Genomic DNA, 15064 nt, shown 5'->3' with positions numbered 1-15064 from the left:
TAGCGCGAACCCGCCCAGGGCGAAACGCCGCGATCAGCGCGCGACCGATGCGCCCAGGGGCGGCAGGTCGCCGAACCGCGCCACGCCCGGCGACGCCGCCTGACGGTCGAACACCACCTTCAGGTCGCCATAGGCCGACTGTCGCGCCCGCCCGTCCGGGATCGCCGCCAACGCCGCGACGAAGGCGCCGGGCGCCAGTGGCGGATCGCCCGCACTTTGATCGTCCGTGGTCGGATAAAGCGTCTGGAGCAAGGCCGCCTGGACCAGGGCGGCGGCCGTGGCGGCGTCGCCCGAACGCCCGAAGACCCGCGCGGCGACGAGGCGCAGACCCGCCGACGGCGCGGCGGCCTCTTGCATCTGGCGACGCAGGCCGTTCATCGCTTCGGGGGACAGAGGGCGTTCGCCGGCGTCCGCCAGGGCCAGATAGAGGGCCAGATCGTGGAAACGCAGGGCCGGGCCGTCCAGCCGGGCCGTCAGCGCCGCCATTCGGCCCGCCGGATCGCCCTGAGCCAGGATTCCGCGCGCCACGCGGTCGTAGAGCCGCATCTGGCGCCCCTGGGACTGGGGCGACAACGCCGCCAGTTCGGCCTCGATCTCGGCGATCACCTCCGGTCGCTGCAACAGGGGCGTCGCGGCGGGATCGACCAGGGCGTCGATCAGCGCCTGACGGTCCGCCGCATCCCCGTCTTCACGGCCGCGCGGCGCGGTGTTCCGCCACAGTCCGCGAAGGGCCTCGGCGGCCTGTGCGGGCGTCCGGTCGGCGGCGTTCAGGGCGTGCAAGGGACCGGGTTTGGCGCCGTCCGCCACTGTCGCCTGGGTCGCGGGCGCCGACAGGGCGACGACCGCCGGGGCCTGGGGGAACCGGGTCTGATAGGCGGTCCACAAAGCGTCGAAAGCGTTCAACATGTCGCCCTCACCCGATCGGGGCGTCGCGGCGCGGGTCGCCAACTGGCCGATCCAGTCGGCGTCGTCCAGGTCGATGCTGGCCGTCTGCGCCACCCGCGTCGCCCCCGCCTCGTCGCCGCTCAGCCTCAGGGCCAGACCCAGGGCGGTCGCCGCCTCCTGATCGTCGCCGTGGGCCTCGACATAGGGGCGTGCCGCGGCGGCTGCGGCGGCGAAGTCTCCCGCCCGCGCCTGCAGGGTCATCAGGGGCGCGACATAGGCCACGTTGGTCGGCTCCCACGCCGCCAGCCGCGTATAGGCGGCCAGCATCTGGGGGTCCGGCGTCGGCTGCTTCAACGCGCCCGTCAGGAAACGACGCTGGAACCGGGCGGCGGCCTCGCGGTCGGCGTTGGGCTGGGCCAGGAAGACGTCGAAGGCGCGGCGGCGCTCGGCGGCGAAACGGGTCTGGGCCAGCTGTTGAAGCGGGCTGTCGGCGCCGGCGCGGGTCGCCTCGATCAGGCCGGACAGGGCCTCGAAGGCGCCGTCGCGGTCGCCCGCGAACCAGGCCTCCAGAACCTTGGGCAGCATCGCGCCATCGGGATAGCGCACGGCGGCGGCCCGCGCCGCCGTCAACAGAAGCGGACGGTTCGCCTGGGGCGCATCCAGCCGCAGAAGCAGGGCCGCGAAGTCGGCGACCGAGTTCGGCAGGCCCGGACGTTCGGCCGCGATGTCGCGCAACAACAGGGTCTGAAGCCGCGCCTGACGCGCCGGCGTCAGGTCGCCGTCCAGCAGCATCCCCACGATGGGCGCCTGCAGGGCCGAGCCTTCACCCTGCTGGTCCTGACGTTCGACCAGGGCTTCATAAAGGCCGATCAGACCGTCGGCGTCGAACCGGGCGACCATCGCCTGCAACGGGCTGACCCCGCCCCGTCCCCGCGCCGCGCCGCCGGCGACCGGCAAGGGATCGTTTCCGCGAGTGACGAGAAGGCCGATCAGGACCGGATCGGCCAGCAATCGCCGCCCGGCCGCCGTCTCCAGCTTCTGGAACCGTTCGGGATCGACCCGATAGACGTCGAACAGGGCCAGGTCGCGGAACGGCGTCGCATCCAGCGCGGGCAGCAGGTCCTCGCGGATCACCGTGGGCGTCGCCAGATCGGCCGCCGTCATCAGCAGCGACACCAGCATCGCCGGCTGCGGCCCGTATGACCCCGCCTCGCGCGCCTCGCGCCACGGCTTATCGGCGTCGATGGCCTGGGCGATCAGGGCCTTGAGCTGGGTGCGATCCTCGGCCTCGAACGCCAGGGCCAGATCGAGATTGAAGTTTCCGCTGACTTTCGCCTGCCGGCGCAGATCGGCGATGGGCCAGTCGCGCGGATCGCTGTCCGGTCCGCCCGCGCGAACGGCCGCCAGCGAACGGAGATACTGGGCGTCCTGACCGTAACGCTGAAGCAGGGGCGCTTCCATGTCCAGCAGGGTCGGATCATCAAGCGCAACGGCGAGTCGGTGATTGATGGCGACGGCCAGCGCCAGACGCGGCGCATCCAACAGGGTCGAGGACGCATCCGGCGCCGCGCTGGCGAGGGCGGCGGCGAAGGCGGTCTTCCATTGCGCGATCCGCTGCGTCGTCTCCGCGCGCGGCCAGGTCAGGATTAGCCCCTCGACCAGGGCCGGCGCATATTGCGCCGCGTCTAGATTGGGCGGCGCATCCCCGACCAGGCGCGGCGGCTGGCGCTGGATCAACAGGCCGACGGCGCGCCAGTACAGGTCCGACGCTTCATCGTTCCGCCCCGCGCCTTCCATCAGGACGGCGGTTTGGGTCAGCAGGTCCAGGCTGTCCTGATCCTGCAACAGCGCCAGCCTATAGCTGGCCAGGGCCTCGGCGGTACGGCCAGCGCTGGCGTAGGCGCCGCCGCGCAGCGCATCCAGATTCACCAGCCCGCCCATGTCGCCCATCAGGGCGAAGGCGCGTTCGGCCCCGGCCGCGTCGCCCTGTTTCAGGAAGGTCTGGGCCAGATCGGCATAGACCTCGGGCGGATAGGGTTTGCGCATGGCGACCAGACGCCGGCCATAGACGGCCTTCAACCGCGCATCGCCCAGCCCCGCATCGCCCAGCCCCGCATCGCCGGGCGAGGTCAGGGCGATCAGTTGGCGCAACACCGCCGGCTTCTGGTCCCCTGCCACCGCCAGCGAGGCCTGAAGCGCCCGCAGATGCGTCTGTGGATCGTCGCGATCCTGCGCGATGTCGCCGACCAGGGACGACAGCCGCACGTCGTCCCCATCCTGCAGAATACGCTCGAAGGCCGCGCGCCGGGCCCAGCCCAGCCGCGACTGGATCAGGTCGGCCGGGATCGGTTTGACGTCGGCATCGCTGCTGGCCGACATCAGGTCCAGAAGCCCGTTGACCGCCGCGACGAAGGCGGCCGGCGTCGTCGCCGTATCGGCCTTGAACTGCAAGAGGCCCGCCGCCCGGGCATAGTCGCCCTGAGCCTTCAAGGCGCCGGTGTATTCCAACAGGGCGTCCACATCGTCCGGCGCCAGCACAAGGGCGCGTCGATACTGAACCAGCGCCTCGTCCAGACGATAGGCCGAGGTGTAGATCAAGGCCGCGAACCGAGCGGCCTGGGCGTCGTCCTGACGCCCCACGGCGCGGATGCGTTGCAGCAAGGCGTCCACGCGGGCGTTGCGCGCCGCATCGCTTTCGTCCGGGTCGGGGAAGCGAAGAAGGTTGATGACCAGACGGCGCAGATAGCCGTCGGCGTTGGCGGGATCGGCGTCGGCCAGACGCGCCAGCGTCTGGTTCAATCCCTTTGTGTTGCGCAGCCGGGCCTGAACGGCGGCCAGTTGCTCCAGCGTCCGCACCTCGCCCGCGCGCGACCGCTCGGCATAGGTCTGGACGGCGCGTTCCGCCCCCGCCCCGTCGCCCTGTTCGATGCGGATTTCGACCAGCAGATTGACCTCGCCCTGATCGGCGGCGCCGCTCTGGATTTTCTGTTCCAGCTCGGTCCCCAGCTGATCCAGCTGGCCGGTGCGCTGCGCCGCGCGGATGATCAGCCGCTGCAGATAGGTCTTTCGCGCGGGCAGCTCCGTTTTCGCCCACAGGGCGCGCCAGCGGCGCAGGGCCTCCTGCGGCTGACCCGCCGCGAACGCCAGTTCGGCGATGTGGGATTGCTGCTCGTCGTTGAGAGCGCCTCCGGCGCGCTCGATGTCCAACAGGGTGGCGAGGGCCAGATCCTGACGCCCCAGGCGTTCGTAATCCTCGGCCGCCGACATCATCAGCACCGGATCGCGACCGCTGACGCGACGCAGGTCCGCCAGCCCCGCCTCGGCCGCGTCGTTGCGACCCTGGTCGATGGCGGTTTCTATCTCGAACCGACGAACGGCGGCGACCAGTTCGGCGTTGTCCGACGCCTCGTCCAGCAGACGCCGCGCCTGGTCGCCCAGGCCCATGGCGATCATGCGCCGCGCGGCCTCGATCTGGGCGGCGGGTCGGCTGCGGTTGGCGGCGAAGAAGGCGCGATAGACGCCGACCGCCCGCTCGGCCTCGCCCTGTTCCAGATAGAGGGCGGCCAGGGCGTTCGACCAGCGCGGCTGATCCGGCTGCGCCTTGATCAGCCGGGCGTATTCGGCCTCGACATCCGAGGTGCGTCCCGCCGCGCGCAGCACGCCCAGCAGCCGCTCCTGCGCGGCCGTCGAGTCCAGGGTGCGCGCCAGGCCCACGGCCTCGTCGTAGCGGTTCAGCTCCAGCAGGACATCGAGCCGGGTCTGCGCCGTCTCGACGCTGTTGGGCTTGGCGGCCAGATAGGCGGCGGCGCCCGCCAGATCGTTCCTGTCGCGAAACGCCTCGACCACCAGCGCCAGGGCGTAGAGCCGATCCTCGGCCGTCGTCGCCGCCGTCACGGCGCGCCAAGCGGCGTCCGGCGCATCGGCACGGTCGGCGGCGATCGACCAGTCGGCGACGCGAATGGCCTCGCCATAACGGTTCGCCCCGCCCTTCCCTTCACGGTCGGGATAAAGCGCCAGGGCGTCGGCCGGACGGCCCAGCAGGCCCAGGACAACGGCTGACCGTGCGGCTGCGGCGTCGCCCGTCCGCGCATAGTCGGTCAGGGCGCCGGGCTGGCGGCCCAACACGCCGATGATCGCCAGGCGCTGGTCGATCAGGGCCCGTTCCGCCGCATCGTTCGACACGGCCCGCGCGCGGCGATACCAGTTGGCGGCGGCGCCCGACTGACCCTGCACGTCCAGCAGCCGGCCGCGCAGCATCAGGGCGTCTGCGTCGGGACCGCGTTCGACGGCGCTGGAGGCTGTGTCGGACGCGGCCTCCACCGCCCCGTCACGCCACTGAAGCACCGCCTTCAGCACCAGGGCGCGGGTCGCGCCGGCGCCCCCCTGGGCTGCCAAGGCGTCCAGCCGCGCATAGACGGCCTGAAGATCGTCGGCCAGGACGGCGCGGGCGTAGAGCCGATCCGCCGCCTGAAAGTCCAGCCGGCGCGCGCTCAGCAGATCGCTGTCGATGACGGTCGCCGCCGTCGTGCGAACGGGCGCGGGCGTGGCTTGAGCCGCAGCGATAGAGGGCGCCGCCACCCCGCCGAGGCTGAGGCCCAAGGTCAGAAAAAGGCTGCCGGAACGCAGGATCATGGTCGAACTCCCGCCCTGCCGCGCTCGGCCGGCCAACGGCGATAAACGATGTCTGCCAGATAAAGCGCCAGCGCCAGCCAGCACAGCCAGCCCCACAGGTCCAGGGCCGTCAGCGCCCGTCCCCGACCGTCGGCATCGCCCATCTGATCCGCCTGTTCGACCACCCTGCCGCCCGTCAAGGCGGACAACTGCTCCAGCGGCAAGGCGTCGGCCTCGGACGGCGGACGGGTCGGATCGCCGCCATCCCTGGCCCCTAGCGCGGCGCGCACCACGCCGGCGGCGTCGGACACCTCGACCCGGACGGGCGCGTCGGACGGAACGCGAGCCGTCGCGCTGAACAGGCCCGGCGCGCGTTGCACGGGCGTCAGAGCCTGTGCAACGCCGTCCGATCCGATCAGCCGGATGGTCGGGGCCGCGTCTCCGCTGGCCCGAACCGCCTGCGCCACCACCGTCGTCTGATCCCCGACGCGGCCCAGCCGCACGTCCCATTCCGGCCGGGCGTCCGCCGTGCGCCCCACCAGCCGCCGCATCCAGTCGCCATAGCCGGACCAGCCCCGCCAGCTGGCGGTCCCGTCGCCGACCGGCTCGGTCATCAGGGCCGTCACCCGGCCCGCGCCCCATTGCCAAGTCGCCAGGATCGGCTCGCCCCCGGCCGTCTTCAACAGGGTGTCCGCCAGAGGCCGAACCCCCGACTGGGCGTAACCGTTCAGGGCGGGCGGCGCGGGCGTCGTCAGATCGGACCAGCCATAGGCGGGCCCGGAGGCGGTCAGGGCGTAGGCGCCGCGCTTGGTTGCCGGCTCCGGCTTCTGGCGCGGTTGCTTCAGGTTGATCTCGACCAGGCTGAACTCGTCGTTGACCACATAGAAGCGGCCACGGCCCAAGCGCGCCCATTGGGCCATACGCGCCTCGCCCTCGCTGCTGCCGCCGACCAGGACGGTCGAGACCGTCACCTGATCGTCGGCGATGTGGCGGATCAGCTGGGGATAGCGGTCGGCCGCGACCCCGGCGTCGGAAATCACCAGGATATGGCGATAACGCGCCTGGGTGTTCTTCAGGCCGTAATAGGCTTCCTGAAGGGCGTCGAACAAGTGTTCGCTGCCGCCCTGGGCCTGGACGCGGCCGATGGCGCGCTCGACCTCGGGGATGTCGCGCGCGGGCTGCATCGGCGCGACCCATTGGCGGCCGCCATAGAATTCCACCACCCCGACCGTGTCGGCCGGCGTCAGCTTGCGCACCGCAAGACGCGCGATCTGTTTGCCCAGGTCCAGCGGCTTGCCCAGCATGGAGCCGGAGGTGTCGATCACGACCGCCAGGGCCACGCTGGGGTCTTCGGTGACTTCGTCCTGACGCAGCGTCACCGGCAGGGCGGCGGCCAAAGGCGTGCCCGCATAGCCGCCCGAGGCGAAGGCGGCGTCCCCGCCCGAAACGATCAAGCCCAGCCCGCCGTCCCGAACCCGGTCCAGCAGCCGCGTCATGGCCGGGCTGGACAACTCTCCCGCCGGCACGTCGTCCAGCATGACGGCGCGATAGCGGCCCAGGTCCGCCCCCGCCAGGTCCCCCGGCCGACGCTGATCGACCCTGAGACCATAACCCGCCAGCCGCTGCATCGCCGCGCCGCCCGCCGAGGTCCGGCCGTTGGCGTACAGCACCGCCAAGGGCTCCTGCACCGCCGCGGTCGTCTCATAGCGGCTGATGACCGCGCCCTGACGGCTCAACTCCAGCCGCAGCGGCCGGAAGCCCGGACGCGCACCGGGCAGGTCCAGGGTCACGATCCGGCTTCCATCCATATCGAAGGCCGGGGCGGCGGCGACCTGACGTTCGCCGTCGAAGATGGTCAGGGTCAGCCCCTGCCCAACCCCTTCCAGCCGCACCCGCATCGGCGTCCGCTCCCCCGCCCCGGTCAGAGACAGAGCTGCGCCGGCGATGAAGGCCTCGCGTCGGGCCGTGGCGAGCGGCAGGACATCCACCGCGATCCCGCGCGCCAGCAGACCATCGACCACCCGGCCCCAGTCCCGACCGCCGCCCAGTCCGTCGCCGATCACGGTGATCCGCCCGCCATCCTGCGGAAACACGTCGAGGGCGCGGGTCAGCGCCTGGGTCAGCGATCCGCCGTCACCGGCGTCCGGTAGCGTCACGACGTGATCCGCCTTGATCCCCAGCGGTGCGCCGCCGCGCTGGATCAGCGTCACCGGCCCCTGTCCACGACGCAGGGCTGCGGCGGCCCTGACGGTTTCGGCCGCCTGACGCCGCGCCTCGGGCGACAGGCTCGCGCCCTGATCGACCACGAAGACCTGGGGCGCGCCGCGCCCACGATAGATCAGGCTGGGCTGGGCCAGGGCGGCGATCAGCACCAGGAATATTCCGACACGCAGGGCCAGCCGCACGCGCGGCGCCCGGCGCGCGAACCAGACGAAGACCGCCGCCAGCAACAGCAGCCAGCCGGCCTCGGGGTGAAGGAAGGTCAGATGCACCGCGTATCCTTCAGGCCATCACGCCGCGCCGGGTCAGCCGCCATTCCAGCAGCAGAAGCAGACCAGCGAAGGCTGCAAGCAGGATGAAGATCAGATCGACCGCCGCCCCATGGGCGCGAACGACCGACAGACCGGCCGGGATCGGACGGGCGACGCCCTGCGTCACCGCCGGATCGACCAGCGAGGTCTGGATGGACAGGTCGCCGATCCGCGTCTCGCCGGCGCGCCCCAGATAGAGGTCGCCGTTCAGGGCGCGGGCGGCGACTCGACGGTCGGCGATCAGGCCATAGAGGTCGGACTCGTCCACCAGATCCTGCCCCGCCGCCGCAAACGGAATCCAAGGCGCCGGATTGGACAGCCAGCGCAGCGACCGCGTCACGAAGACCGGGAAATCCGCCGAGGCGGTGAAACCGCCGCCGTTCTCGAACAGCAGGCTCCAGATCGCCAGCCCCCGACGCGGCCCCTCGGCCGCTTCGACGGCCACAGGACGGTCGGCCTTGCGCGCCAGCGCCGCGACATCCAGCCCGTCCAGCCCCAGCGCCTCGGCGTCCCCGGCCAGATCGGGCGCGGCGTCGTCGGCCCTGTGGGCCACGACGAAGGCCGGTTGGGCGCGGTCGGCGGTGATCTCCAAGGTCGGCAGGCCTTGAGCGAATGCCTCGCCGCTGCGGCGCACCGCGACCTGGGCCTGGTCCGGTCCCGTGATCTCCAACCCGGTGTCCAGTAGAACCACACGCCGCACCGACGTCGGCGCGCCGGGCGACAGTGCGATCCGCAGACGGCGCCGATCCGGCAGACGCAGCGCCGCGCGGTCATCGGCCGAAAACGCATCGCCGCGCGCCAAACGCGCTTCGAACACCCCGCCGTCCGCCATCACGTCGCGCACGATCAGGCCGTTCGCGGACGCAACGACCGTCGGAGCCACCGTCTTGTCGTTCTGTCGGAACACAAGGTCGGAGGCGGCAAGCGGACGGCCCCGGCCGTCGATGGCCCGAACCAGCACATCCGCCCGGTCGGCCAGACCCGACGCCGCCGGACTGGCGCCCAGTGTCACGACGCCGCGATTGTCGGGAACCGGCGCGGCCAGATAGCCATAGGTGACGCGCGCGCCGTCGGCCGGTTTCGCCGTCCGGGCGTCGAAGGCGGCGCCGTAGAAGCGGATCGTGGCCCGCACGCCCGTTCTATCGGCCCTGAACGGCGCGGTCGCCATGAAGCGCGCGAAATCCGATGGCCGCGCCTCGGCCCGCACGGCGTCCAGACGCTTGGCCAACAGGGCGACGGTCTCTCCGGGACGCAACAGCGGCGTCGCGGTGGCGTCGCCCAGATAGACGATGCGCTGCGCCGGATCGGTCGCCCGCACGTCGGCCAGCAAGGCCCGCTTCGCCTGGGCGAAGTCGTCGCGCGCGGTCAGGCCGGCGGAGGCGTCCAGATAAAAGACCTGGCGTTCGGCGTCGGCGCGTGGCGCCAGCTCCGGCCGCGCCCCCGCGATCCACAACGACAGGGCGATGGCCAGAACCAGCAGATAGGCCAGCCACCGCCGAAACCGGCTGCGGAACACGCGCAGCGGCGCGGCGCGAACCGCCTGGGCCCACAGGCCCGCCGTCGCGATGCGAACGCGCTTCTGCCGCGCCTTGAGTATCTGAAGCGCGAACAGCAGCGCCGCCAGCGCCGCCGCGCCGGCCAACACGCCCCAGAGCGGAAGCGAAAGAAAGGTCACAGCCGCGCCGCCCCCTGTTCGAACAGGCCGGCCAACTGGTCCAGCACCGGCACGTCGACGTCGATCCGGGCCAGACCTGCGCCCCGCGACCGGGCGAAGCCGGTCAGGGCCTCGTCGAAGGCGGCATAGGCCGTCCGATAGCGGGCGACGACGTCCGGCGTCAGGGTCACGGACGTCGGATCACCCTCGCCGTCGTCCATCAGGACGTCGCCGGTCAGATCGGGATGACGTTCGGGCGCCGCATCGTAGGCCTTGACCAACTGCACCAGCAGCAGCCGATGCGGCAGGCCCTCCAGAGCGCGCACCACCGACTCGATCCCCGCCTCGTCGAAGAAGTCCGAAACAACCACGACCAGCCCCTGTCGGAACCGCAGGCTGGCGAGATGGGTCAGGGCCGCCGCCAGTCCGGTGCCGTTCCCGGCCGTGTGGGCCGCCAGGCTGTGGGCGATCCGCGCCAGACTGGCCTTGCCCGAAACGCCCCGATACTCGACCGCCATCGTGTCCGAGAAGGGAAGGAAACCGACGGAATCGTGCTGATCCAGCGCCACGGCCGCCAGGGCGAGGGCCGCCTGCTGCGCCGCATGGATGCGCGGCGGCGTCTCGACATAGAGGCTGCGGGACCGATCCATCAGAAAATAGACCGGCATGTCCTGGCTTTCCTCGAACACGCGCACGAAGACCCGGCCCAGACGGCGATAGACGTTCCAGTCGATGGCGCGCAGATCGTCGCCGGCGACATAGGGTTTGAAATCGGCGAACTCCGAACCCTGGCCGCGCGCATTGGTGCGCTGCTCGGCCAGCCGCCCGCCCTTCTGCGCCCGCGCGATCCGTAGCGAAAACGGCGTCAGCGCGGCCAGGAATCCGGGATCGAACAGGGTCTCGAAATCCAGAGGCGCGGCCAGGGCGTCGGGGGCCGCGTCCTTATGAATTTTCTGGCGTCGGCGAAACAGCATCCTAGCGCCCGCCGCCGTTGCGTTCGGTGAAATAATCCCGCGCCAGACGCTGATCGTGCGGGGTCAGTGTGCGGGCGCCGGTGCGTCCGGCCTCGCCGCGCGCCACGCCGCGATCGCCGGCCTGACCGGGCGTCACGGGGAAGCCTTGCGGGGCGCCGTCGCGGGTCGTGGTGCTGATGCGGCCGGGGCTGGCCATGCCGGTCAGACGATCCTGCATGGGCGTGGCGAGCAGAAGGCTGGAGACGCCACGCCCCTTCTTGGCGCCTGCGTCCTCGCCCGTCCGCTGTCCGGGTTCGCCCTGACCGCCGGCCTGATCGCGGCCGTCGCCATTCTGCTCCGAGCGTCGGCTGCGTCCGCCGGGTTGACGCCCTTCGCCGCCTTGCCCGCCGTCGGATTCGGCGCGCTGGGGATCGGATTGACGCGCCGACGGCGCATCCTGACGGCCGCCGGGCGGGCTGCTGGCCTGCCCCCCGGTCGAAGCCCCCGCGTCGTCTTCCTCGGCCGCCTTGCCGGCGTTCGATCCGTCGCTCGGAGCCTGTTTTTCGTCACCGGGCTGGCCGCCCGCCGTCTGCGAGCGGCCCTGCCCCGCCGCGCCCTTGGCGCCCTGTCCCGCCGATGCGCCGCCGCTGGCCGAGGCGTCGCCGGCCGCGCCCGCGCTCGCCGCCCGATCACGCACGCCCGCCGCAGAGCCGCGATCCGGGCTGAACGCCGCCGCGATACGTCGCAGCGCGCCCATCAGGCCGCCGCCGTCCTGACCGCTCTGTTGAACGGCCGACTGACCGTCGCCCTGCCGGACGCCCGCCGTCGCACCCGTGGTTTCCGTTTCGGAGCGACCGGATGCGCTGGCGGCGTCGGCGCCGGCTGGAGCGCCGGAGACGGCTGGCCGCGTCGTCGTCATCGAATGCGAAGACGCCCACTGCGGCATGACGAACGTCAGCGCCAAAAGACACAACGCCGCCGCCGGCCAAATCAGCAGTCGCAACGCCGGTCTCGGCATCGGCGGCGTCTCGTCCGCCGGCGCATTCGCGGCCCGGTCCAGCCAGGGCGCCGCCTCCTGCAGGGCGGCTTCCTGAAACGGCGACCGCTGGACGACGTGTCCGAACTCGTCGCTCGTCTGCAGACGATCCTTCATATCCAGTCGATGGTCGATAAGGGCCAGTGCGGCGGAACGGCCAGCGGGCGTCTGGCGACGCGCCAGACCATAGGCCAGCCCCGCTGCGATCAGCGGCGGCGTCACCACCACGATCAGCGCCAAAAGCACTGGCCAGCGCAGCCAGAAGCCGACCACGAACACCGCCGTCGCGCCGATCATCGACGCCGGCGCGGCCCAGGCGATGGCGCGCGACAAGGTCGCCCGGCGCATCCGCAGCGACAGGACGCGCTGTCCGCGCGCCTCCAGCGCATCGAGGCGCAGACGCAGATGGTCTTCGACGCCCTGGATCATCCGCCCCTTCCTGAACCCCGCACATGCGGCATCGTCGACGCTTACGGTCCCGGCCTTGCACCAACCTTACGACGTGTGTCGCCTTTATGACGGGATCGCAGGGCGGCGTCCGCCGCGCAAGGCTGGCGCAAGCTTGTCGTGGTTCGTCGTCGCACGAACCGAACCGGCGAGGACCCGCGCATGACCCCCATCGTAAAGGCGACGTCCAGCGCCGCCCTGGCCCTGCTGCTTCTGACGGGCGCCGCCGAACGCGCCATCGCCCAGACCCGGCCAGAGCTGGGCCGCGTCCACATCCCCTATGACACCTTCACCCTGCCGAACGGCCTGAAGACCCTCGTCTATACGGATCGGTCCGCCCCCACCGTCTTCGTCGGCGTCTGGTACGGCATCGGCTCCAAGGACGAGCCTCAGGGACGTTCGGGTTTCGCGCATCTGTTCGAACATCTGATGTTCCAGCCGACGCCGGATCGCCCCTCGCCCTGGTTCCCGCCGCTGGAGGCCGTCGGCGCCACCGGCATCAACGGCATGACGACCGCCGACTTCACCCAGTATGTCGAGACCGTGCCCGCCAACGCCCTGGACCGCGCCCTGTGGATGGAGGCGGATCGGATGGCCAACCTGGGTCGCGGCATCACCCAGTCCGGGCTCGACGAGCAGCGGGCCGTGGTCAAGAACGAGAAGCGCCAGGGCGAACTGAATCCCGGCGCCGCCTCCGAGGCCCAGTTCCTCAAGGCCTATTATCCGCCCGACCACCCCTACGCCCACACCACCATCGGCTCGATGGACGACCTGGACCGGGCGACGCTGGACGACGTGAAGGCCTGGTTCGAGAACAACTACGGCGCTTCCAACGCCGTGCTGGTGCTGGCGGGCGACATCGACGTGGCGACCGCGCGCGAAAAGGTCGCCCGCTATTTCGGCGGCGTGCGACGCGGCGCGCCGATCAGCCGGACGCTGCAATGGACGCCGGGTCTGGCCGAAATCCGTCGCGACGTCGTCTATGAGAACATTCCCGTCGCCGCCCTGGCGCGGACCTGGCCGCTGACCAATGACGCGCCGCGCGACAACACCCTGCTCCAGCTCGCCGCCCGCAGTCTGGCGAACGGACCCGGCACGCCCCTCTACGACGCTCTGGTCGATCGGCTGGGCGTCGCAACGGGCATGTCCGCCGGGGTCAACGAGGGACAGCTGACCAGCGCCTTCACCCTGACCGCGACCCTGAAGCCGGGCGTGACGCCGGAAGCGGCCGGCGCCGCCATCGACGCGGCGATGCAGGACTTCTTCGCGACGGGACCGGCCGCCGACCGGCTGGAGACCGTCATCTCCGCCTCCGACGTCGCCCTGCTGCGCACCATGGAGAACAGCGGCGCGATCGGGGCCTGGCTGGCGGACGGCCAGGTCAATCACGGCGACCCGACCTATTTTCTGAAACAGCGGGAATGGATCGGCGCGGCCACGCCCGCCGAAATCCGCACCCTGGCGGCGCGGGTGCTGAGCCGCCCCTATTACGAGCTGATCCAGATGCCGACGGCGGTCGATCCGGTCGCGCCCGTCGCCGATCCGGTCGATCCGGCCCGGATGCCGGACCCCGGCCCGGCGCAAACGCGCATCGTCTTTCCGCCCATCGCCGAGGCGGTTCTGCCCAACGGGCTGAAGCTGGTCGTGGCCAATCGGCCGAACCTGCCGCTGGTGGACGCCCGCTTGCAGTTCCGCACGGGATCGCTGGCCGAGGACGCCTATGGACGGGGAACGGCGGGACGCGCGTTCAGCCTGCTCACCGCCGGCACGCGCCGCTATGATCGCGAGCAGTTGTCGCGTCAGGCGTCGCGACTGGGCGTCAGTTTCGCCGCCGGCGCCGATGCGCGCGAAAGCGGCGTCAGCTGGTCGATGTTGAAAGCCCGGCTGGACGACGGCTTCGCCCTGGCCGCCGAGGTGGTTCGCCATCCGTCCTATCCTCAGAGCGAGATCGACAAGGCGCTGGAGGCGGTCGGGCCGCAGTTCGACGCCTATGAACGCAACCCCATCGCCGCCGCCGGCCCCGTTTACGCCCGCGCCATCTGGGGCGACGCCCATCCCTATGGCCGGATCGGCACGCGCGACGACGCCAAGACGGTGGATCGTCAGGCCATTCAGGCCTTCCACGACCATGAGATGGGCCCCAACGACGCGACCCTGTATCTGGTGGGCGACATCACCCTGGATGAGGCGCGCAGACTGGCCGCCAAATATTTCGGCGATTGGCGTCCGGTCTCCGCCACGCCGCCGGCGACCCTGGCCGCGGCGGCGGGAACGCCGGGCCGCGTCATCCTGGTCGATGCGCCGGGCGCGGCCCAGAGCAGCGTCACGGTCGGCCATGTCGTCGGCCCGTTCAATCCGCAGACCTCGGCCGCCGAGGCCTTGGCCGATTCCATCCTGGGGTCGGGGTTGAACAGCCGCCTCAATCTGAACCTGCGCGAGGCCAGGGGCTGGACCTATGGCTTCGACGGCGGCGTGTCCGACGCCCCGACCGGCCAGCGCGTCTTCACCGCCAGCGGCACAGTCGAGGCCGAGCGAACCGCCGACGCCATGACCGAAATCCGCAAGGAGATCGCGGCCTATGTCGCCGACCGTCCGGCGACCCAGGACGAGGTCGACCGCGACCGCAACGCGCGGATTCTGGCCCTGCCCTCGGCCTTCTCGGGCAACGGCGCCTTTCTGAGTTCGATCGTGGGCTCGGCCGGCTACAGCCTGCCCTACGACCGCGCCGCCTCGTCGGGCGAGCGGCTGAAGGCGGTGACGCTGGATCAGGTTCAGGCCCTGTCGCGCCAGACCTATCACCCGGATCGCCTCACCTGGGTCGTGGTCGGCGATCTGAAAACCATCGAGGCCTCGGTCCGGGCGCTGAACCTGGGGCCGGTCGAGGTCTGGGACGTTTACGGCAACCGCCTGCGGTAAGCCGAAATTGGAAACGCCGCCGCGAGCCAAG

The 15064-nt window shown here is 71.3% G+C and carries 6 protein-coding genes; 1 reads left to right on the top strand and 5 read right to left on the bottom strand.

Annotated elements, in window-relative coordinates:
* Positions 1-33: 33 nt before the first annotated feature.
* From SH203_RS00155 to SH203_RS00135, 5 genes are read right to left on the bottom strand one after another with little or no spacing between them, the layout of a single operon-like run.
* Positions 34-5517, bottom strand: coding sequence for a hypothetical protein (locus SH203_RS00155; RefSeq protein WP_087118872.1), 5484 nt, complete (start codon positions 5515-5517; stop codon positions 34-36).
* A complete protein-coding gene (locus tag SH203_RS00150; protein ID WP_087118871.1) occupies positions 5514-7988 on the bottom strand; it encodes a VWA domain-containing protein in 2475 nt (824 codons plus the stop codon). Before SH203_RS00150 ends, SH203_RS00155 begins: the two co-directional genes overlap by 4 nt.
* Positions 7989-7998: 10 nt before the next feature.
* Positions 7999-9702: a hypothetical protein gene (locus SH203_RS00145; protein ID WP_087118870.1), complete on the bottom strand. Its 1704-nt coding sequence runs from the start codon at positions 9700-9702 to the stop codon at positions 7999-8001.
* Positions 9699-10655 (bottom strand): DUF58 domain-containing protein, encoded by a 957-nt coding sequence (locus tag SH203_RS00140; RefSeq protein WP_087118869.1) that lies wholly within the window; start codon positions 10653-10655, stop codon positions 9699-9701. The genes SH203_RS00145 and SH203_RS00140 overlap by 4 nt, the downstream gene beginning before the upstream one ends.
* 1 nt (position 10656) lies before the next feature.
* On the bottom strand, positions 10657-12099 hold the full coding sequence (locus SH203_RS00135; protein ID WP_087118868.1) for a hypothetical protein: 1443 nt from the start codon (positions 12097-12099) through the stop codon (positions 10657-10659).
* A 180-nt stretch (positions 12100-12279) separates the two neighbouring features.
* Between SH203_RS00135 and SH203_RS00130 the strand changes: the two genes are divergently transcribed.
* On the top strand, positions 12280-15033 hold the full coding sequence (locus tag SH203_RS00130) for a pitrilysin family protein (protein ID WP_087118867.1): 2754 nt from the start codon (positions 12280-12282) through the stop codon (positions 15031-15033).
* Positions 15034-15064 lie beyond the last annotated feature (31 nt).

Source organism: Brevundimonas sp. SH203, assembly GCF_002157625.1.
In the GTDB taxonomy this organism is placed as follows: domain Bacteria; phylum Pseudomonadota; class Alphaproteobacteria; order Caulobacterales; family Caulobacteraceae; genus Brevundimonas.
The sequence above is the reverse complement of the archived record's forward strand: the minus strand, read 5'-3'. Positions and strand labels throughout refer to the sequence as shown.

Coding starts and splice junctions, on each gene's coding strand:
- SH203_RS00135 (WP_087118868.1), bottom strand. CDS start 12,099: ATGATCCAGGGCGTCGAAGACCATCTGCGTCTGCGCCTCGATGCGCTG.
- SH203_RS00140 (WP_087118869.1), bottom strand. CDS start 10,655: ATGCTGTTTCGCCGACGCCAGAAAATTCATAAGGACGCGGCCCCCGAC.
- SH203_RS00155 (WP_087118872.1), bottom strand. CDS start 5,517: ATGATCCTGCGTTCCGGCAGCCTTTTTCTGACCTTGGGCCTCAGCCTC.
- SH203_RS00130 (WP_087118867.1), top strand. CDS start 12,280: ATGACCCCCATCGTAAAGGCGACGTCCAGCGCCGCCCTGGCCCTGCTG.